Origin of the sequence: Enterobacter cloacae complex sp. P12RS, from assembly GCF_014895875.1 — a bacterium.
In the GTDB taxonomy this organism is placed as follows: Bacteria; Pseudomonadota; Gammaproteobacteria; order Enterobacterales; family Enterobacteriaceae; genus Enterobacter; species Enterobacter bugandensis.
Map to the genome: position 1 here is coordinate 111,857 of NZ_JADBQO010000003.1, position 6,066 is coordinate 117,922.

The 6,066-nt window shown below is 53.7% G+C and carries 5 protein-coding genes; 3 read left to right on the forward strand and 2 right to left on the reverse strand.

What is annotated here, in order from left to right; all coding sequences use genetic code 11:
* Positions 1-102 precede the first annotated feature (102 nt).
* From ldtD to IM284_RS01625, 3 genes are all read left to right on the forward strand, one after another.
* Positions 103-1,926, forward strand: a complete 1,824-nt coding sequence (ldtD, locus tag IM284_RS01615) for a L,D-transpeptidase (RefSeq protein WP_047368218.1) — start codon at positions 103-105, stop codon at positions 1,924-1,926.
* Positions 1,927-2,100: 174 nt separating this feature from the next.
* Complete coding sequence (locus IM284_RS01620) at positions 2,101-2,652, forward strand: YcbK family protein (protein ID WP_028012580.1); 552 nt, start codon at positions 2,101-2,103, stop codon at positions 2,650-2,652.
* A gap of 20 nt (positions 2,653-2,672) precedes the next feature.
* On the forward strand, positions 2,673-3,320 hold the full coding sequence (locus tag IM284_RS01625) for an MBL fold metallo-hydrolase (protein WP_047368219.1): 648 nt from the start codon (positions 2,673-2,675) through the stop codon (positions 3,318-3,320).
* Between the two features lie 48 nt (positions 3,321-3,368).
* Here IM284_RS01625 and aspC read toward each other — a convergent pair whose 3' ends face one another.
* Both aspC and IM284_RS01635 read right to left on the reverse strand, forming a co-directional pair.
* Positions 3,369-4,559: an aspartate transaminase gene (gene aspC / locus IM284_RS01630; protein ID WP_008499949.1), complete on the reverse strand. Its 1,191-nt coding sequence runs from the start codon at positions 4,557-4,559 to the stop codon at positions 3,369-3,371.
* Positions 4,560-4,744: 185 nt separating this feature from the next.
* The gene (locus IM284_RS01635; RefSeq protein ID WP_047368220.1) at positions 4,745-5,863 is read right to left on the reverse strand and encodes a porin; all 1,119 of its coding nucleotides are present in this window, start codon (positions 5,861-5,863) and stop codon (positions 4,745-4,747) included.
* Between the last annotated feature and the right edge of the window lie 203 nt (positions 5,864-6,066).

Below are 6,066 nucleotides of genomic sequence, written 5' to 3' on the forward strand. Positions count from 1 at the left end.
TTTAAACTTCTTTACATAAGGTAAGGCAACAGAGTTGTCGTCTACCTATAATAAAATAAAGCCCCACCGTGATGGGCATGTCGTGAAAACAGGGGGCAAGGGATGTTGCTAAAGAAAGAATGTGGTCGTCAGCTGTCAGCGCTGAGTTTATGTCTGGCAGTGATGTTTGCTCCACTGTTAACCGCCCAGGCCGACGAGCCTGAAATTGTGCCGACTGACAGCACCGCAACGACAGGCGCGCAGCCGACGTCATTGTCTCAGCCGCTGGAACAGTCTACGGCAACGGCCATCATGGCCGGGATTAAGCCGCTGCCGGAAGGCATCGACGTTGAATCGCTCAGCCAGCAGCTCCAGACAGGCCTGCCTTCAGGCTACACGCCTGCCTATATCAATCAGCTCACGCTGCTTTATGCTGCCCGCGATATGAAACCCATGTGGGAAAATCGTGAAGCCGTGCGCGCCTTCCAGCAACAGCTGGCGGAAGTGGCGATTGCGGGATTCCAGCCGCAGTTTACGAAGTGGGTTGAGCTGTTAACCGATCCTGCCGTCACCGGTCAGGCGCGGGACGTGGTCCTTTCCGATGCCATGATGGGCTACCTGCAGTTTGTGGCGGGTATTCCGGTCAATGGCAACCGCTGGCTGTACAGCGATAGGCCCTATAAGCTGGCGACGCCAGCCCTGTCGGTGATTAACCAGTGGCAATTAGCGCTGGATAACGGCGACCTGCCGCGCTTCATTGCCAGCCTCGCGCCGGCGCATCCACAGTATGCCACGATGCACCAGTCGCTCCTCGCGCTGGTGGGGGACTCGCGTCCATGGCCGCAAATGCGGGGGACCGCAACGCTGCGTCCGGGTCAGTGGAGCAGCGATGTGCCAGCCCTGCGCGAGATCCTTAAACGCTCCGGTATTCTTGATGGCGGGCCGAAGATTGCCCTGCCGGGCGACGATCCGCAAAGCGCGGTGGTCAGCCCGTCAGCGCCCGTAAAAGAGAACAAGGCCACTACCCTGCGCAATAAGCCCGAGGCTTACGATCGTGAGCTGGTCGCCGCGGTTAAACAGTTCCAGGCCGCTCAGGGGCTGGGAGCCGATGGTGTCATTGGATCCTCAACGCGTGACTGGCTTAACGTATCGCCTGCGCAGCGGGCCGGGGTGCTGGCGCTTAATATTCAGCGTTTGCGTTTGCTGCCGGGCACGCTGTCTACCGGCATTATGGTCAATATCCCGGCCTATTCACTGGTTTATTATCAGGATGGTAGCGAGAAGCTGGCCTCGCGCGTGATTGTCGGGCGTCCGGATCGCAAAACGCCGATGATGAGCAGTGCGTTAAATAATGTGGTAGTTAACCCGCCGTGGAACGTGCCGCCGACGCTGGCGCGTAAGGACATTCTGCCTAAGGTCTGGAACGATCCGGGTTATCTGGAACGTCACGGCTATACGGTCATGCGTGGCTGGAACAGTAAAGAGGCGATCGATCCTTACATGGTTGACTGGTCGACGATCACGGCCTCCAACCTGCCGTTCCGCTTCCAGCAGGCTCCCGGAGCGCATAACTCGCTGGGGCGCTACAAATTCAACATGCCAAGTTCAGATGCTATCTATTTGCACGATACGCCGAACCACAATCTGTTCCAGAAAGATACCCGGGCACTGAGTTCAGGCTGCGTGCGCGTGAATAAAGCCTCGGAGTTGGCCAACATGCTGCTGCAGGATGCGGGCTGGAACGATACGCGTATTTCTGACGCCCTGAAGCAGGGTGATACGCGCTACGTGAATATTCGCCACAACATTCCGGTTAATCTTTATTATCTGACAGCGTTTGTGGGTGAAGACGGTCGCACTCAGTACCGTACAGATATTTACAATTATGATCTCACCGCGCGATCCGGCGCACAAATTTTGCCAAAAGCGGAACAATTAATCAGGTAAATGAAGTAGTTCGGGAAAAATGATTGTCGTAAGTTATGGTGAATCGGGGCCAATATCGCTGTAAGCCGCGTATTCACTGGGGTTGGGCGCCTTGACGTACCCTGTTTTGCCAGTTAAGGTGCCCTTCGTGCGCTAAGCATATTACGATTTCCTTGACCTGTAGACCTGATTATCATGGACAAATTTGACGCTAATCGCCGCAAGCTGCTGGCGTTAGGTGGTGTTGCGCTTGGCGCAGCGGCCATCTTACCGACGCCAGCATTTGCCACCCTCTCGACACCTCGTCCGCGCGTTTTAACGCTCAGCAATCTTCACACCGGTGAGTCGCTAAAAGCGGAGTTTTTCGATGGCAGAGGCTATATTCAGGATGAATTAGCAAGACTCAACCATTTTTTCCGTGATTTCCGCGCGAATAAAGTAAAAGCCATCGACCCAGGACTGTTTGATCAGCTTTTCCGCCTTCAGGGCCTGCTGGGCACCAGCAAGCCGGTGCAGCTTATTTCTGGTTATCGCTCGATTGATACCAACAATGAACTGCGCGCCCATAGCCGTGGGGTAGCGAAAAAAAGCTACCACACGAAGGGACAGGCAATGGATTTCCACATTGAAGGCGTTTCGTTAGCCAATATTCGCAAAGCCGCGTTATCTATGCGCGCGGGTGGTGTAGGATATTACCCACGTAGCAACTTTGTGCATATTGATACCGGGCCGGTTCGGCACTGGTAATAACGAAACACAGGAGCAGTATGAACTATCGTATTATTCCGGTTACCGCGTTCTCCCAGAACTGTTCATTAATCTGGTGCGAGCAAACCAAACTGGCCGCGCTTGTCGATCCCGGCGGTGACGCTGAGAAAATCAAGCAGGACGTTGCCGACAGCGGCGTGACGCTGATGCAGATTTTACTGACGCATGGTCACCTCGACCACGTAGGCGCAGCGGCTGAACTGGCTAAACACTACGGTGTGCCGATTATTGGCCCGGAAAAAGAAGATGAGTTCTGGCTGCAGGGGTTACCCGCCCAAAGCCGCATGTTTGGCCTTGATGAGTGTCTGCCATTGACGCCCGATCGCTGGCTGAACGAAGGAGAGCGCGTTAACGTAGGGAATGTGACTTTACAGGTGTTGCATTGTCCTGGGCATACGCCAGGCCATATCGTCTTCTTTGACGACCAGTCCCGTCTGCTGATTTCCGGCGATGTGATTTTCAAAGGTGGCGTAGGACGCAGCGATTTTCCGCGCGGCGATCACGGGCAGCTGATTCAGTCGATCAAACAGAAGTTATTGCCGCTGGGTGATGACGTAACGTTTATCCCTGGACACGGTCCGATGTCGACGCTGGGCTATGAACGGCTCAATAACCCGTTCCTTCAGGATGAAATGCCTGTCTGGTAACCAGCATAAAAAAAGCCTGCTTAACGCAGGCTTTTTTGTGGGCGCAAATTACAGGACGGCGACAATCGCTTCGCACAGTGGCGCCATGTTGTCAGGGGTCATGCCTGCAACGTTTACGCGGCCAGAGGCTACGGCGTATACGCCAAACTCTTCACGCAGACGCAGAACCTGCTCTTTGGTCAGGCCGCTGAACGAGAACATACCGTTCTGTTTGATGATGAAGCTGAAGTCGCGGTCAGCGCCTTTCTCAGCCAGGGTGTTCACAAACAGCAGGCGCATGCGCTGGATACGCTGACGCATATCGTTCAGCTCTTGTTCCCAAATCGCGCGCAGCGCATCGTTGCTCAGAATGGTCGCAACAACAGACGCACCGTGTGCCGGCGGGTTAGAGTAGTTTGCGCGGATAACGGATTTCATCTGGCTAAACGCGCGATCGACGGTCTCATCGTTAGCCGCAACCAGCGTACAGGCGCCTACACGCTCATTGTACAGACCAAAGTTCTTGGAGTAGGAGCTTGCAACGATCAGCTCCTGATGCACGGCTGCGAACGCACGCAGGCCTTCGGCATCTTCTTCCAGGCCGCGGGCGAAGCCCTGGTAAGCAAAGTCAAACAGCGGCAGCCAGCCTTTCTCAACGGAGAGCTTCGCCAGGTGTTCCCATTGCTCAAGCGTTGGATCGATACCGGTTGGGTTGTGGCAGCAGCCGTGGAACAGCACCACGTCACCCGCCTGCGCTTCGCTCAGGCTTGCCAGCAGGCCGTCAAAGTCCAGAGAGTGATTGGCCGCGTCGTAGTAAGCATATTCACGCACTTCCAGGCCCGCAGAGTTAAAGACACTCTTATGGTTCGGCCAGCTTGGATTGCTCACCCATACGCGCTTCACAGAGGTGTTTTTCGCAAGGAAATCCGCCGCCACGCGCAGCGCGCCGGTACCGCCAGGGGTCTGTGCTGTGCGGGCACGTTTGTCACTCACAATTGCGCTGCCTTTACCGAACAGCAGCTCCTGGGTGCAGCGACCAAATTCAGGGATACCATCAATACCGAGGTAGTTTTTGGTGGTTTCATTTTCCAGCAGATACTGCTCAGCTTTCTTAACGCTGGTCAGTACCGGAGTTTTGCCGGTTTCATCTTTATATACACCAATACCCAGGTTGATTTTGCCAGGGCGGTCGTCGGCACGAAACAGATCGGCCAGGCCCAGAATAGGGTCGGCAGGAGCGGCGGTAATGTTCTCAAACATGACGAAGTTCCATTGTGATTACAGAAGTGAAATCCGCTATCAGGTTAACGGTAGATTTACAAAATGCCAACCGTTTGCGACGAAAAGCGTGCGGCTTTTCAAAAGTCGCCATTATTTTCTGTCAGGCATAAAAAAAACAGGGCCGAAGCCCTGTTCATTATGCATATAACAAAGTGGTGTTCTGATTAGAACTGGTAGGTTACACCCACAGCAGCCATATCGTCGTTGCCGTTCAGGCCGCCAACCACTTTCGCGTAGTCGGTGTCTTTGTCCAGCAGGTTGATGTAGTAGTCAGCCCACACGTTGAAGTTTTTGTTGAAGTAGTAAGTCGCGCCAACCTGGATGAATTTAGCCAGGTCTGCATCGCCGCCTGAGAAGGTGCCGTTAGCATTGGTTACGCCAACCAGGTCTTTACCCTTGGTCTGCACGTAGGAGATTGCTGGACGCAGGCCGAAGTCGAACTGGTACTGAGCAACCACTTCGAAGTTCTGAGTTTTGTTAGCAAAACCTGCATCACCGCTAGAACCGGTACGGGTGGTGTTACGGGTTTCTGCATAGGTAGTTGCCAGGTAGAGGTTGTTAGCGTCGTATTTCAGACCAACACCCCATGCTTCAGCTTTGTCACCCTGGCCATCAGCTTTCTGGTTCAGAGTACGGTTAGCGTTGCTGTAAGATGCGATTGCACCGAAGCCTTCGCCGAAGTCGTAACCCAGGGAGTAACCTACGCCGTCACCGTTAGAGGTTTTAACGTCAGCACGGTCATTTTTACCCTGGTACTGTACGCCCAGGCTCAGACCGTCAACCAGACCGAAGAAATCGCTGTTACGGTAGGTCAGCAGGCCGGTGCTGCGGCTGGTCATAAAGTTATCAACGTAGTTACCGCCCCAGGTCATACCGGAGAAGGACGGCGCCATATCGGTGTATGACTCAACGTCGTATACGATACCGTAGTTACGACCGTAGTCGATGCTGCCAGCGTCGCCCGCTTTCAGACCAGCAAAGGCCAGACGGTTTTTGTTAGACTGAGCGGTGTTCTCAGCCTGGTTAGCCATGAAGCGGTATTCCCACTGGCCGTAACCGGTCAGCTGGTCGTTGATCTGAGTTTCGCCTTTGAAACCGATCTGCGCGTAGGTAGCGTCGTTATTGTTAGTGTCATCGCCGGAGGTCACGAAATCGTGCTCGGCGTTAACTTTACCGTAGAAGTCCAGTTTGTTGCCGTTCTTGTTATAGATTTCTGCAGCGTTCGCTGCACCGGCTACCAGCAGGGCAGGGATTACCACTGCCAGAATATTGCGCTTCATCATTATTTATTACCCTCATTGGTTTTTTTATGACACTCGCCACTGCCGTCAATAAATTCTGTCAATAAATATTTCCGGAACTATTGATGAGAGTTTGGTGTCTTTATGTATCTGACAGGCATCTTTCCATTCACCGAAGCGTTTCGCTAGCCTGAAAGTGCTACAATTCTCAAGATTGAGTTACAGAAAGAAAATATGTGTAACTA

Bases quoted from the DNA above. Each gene is read 5' to 3' on its own strand.
- ldtD (WP_047368218.1), top strand. From the start codon at position 103: ATGTTGCTAAAGAAAGAATGTGGTCGTCAGCTGTCAGCGCTGAGTTTA.
- IM284_RS01620 (WP_028012580.1), top strand. From the start codon at position 2,101: ATGGACAAATTTGACGCTAATCGCCGCAAGCTGCTGGCGTTAGGTGGT.
- IM284_RS01625 (WP_047368219.1), top strand. From the start codon at position 2,673: ATGAACTATCGTATTATTCCGGTTACCGCGTTCTCCCAGAACTGTTCA.
- aspC (WP_008499949.1), bottom strand. From the start codon at position 4,559: ATGTTTGAGAACATTACCGCCGCTCCTGCCGACCCTATTCTGGGCCTG.
- IM284_RS01635 (WP_047368220.1), bottom strand. From the start codon at position 5,863: ATGATGAAGCGCAATATTCTGGCAGTGGTAATCCCTGCCCTGCTGGTA.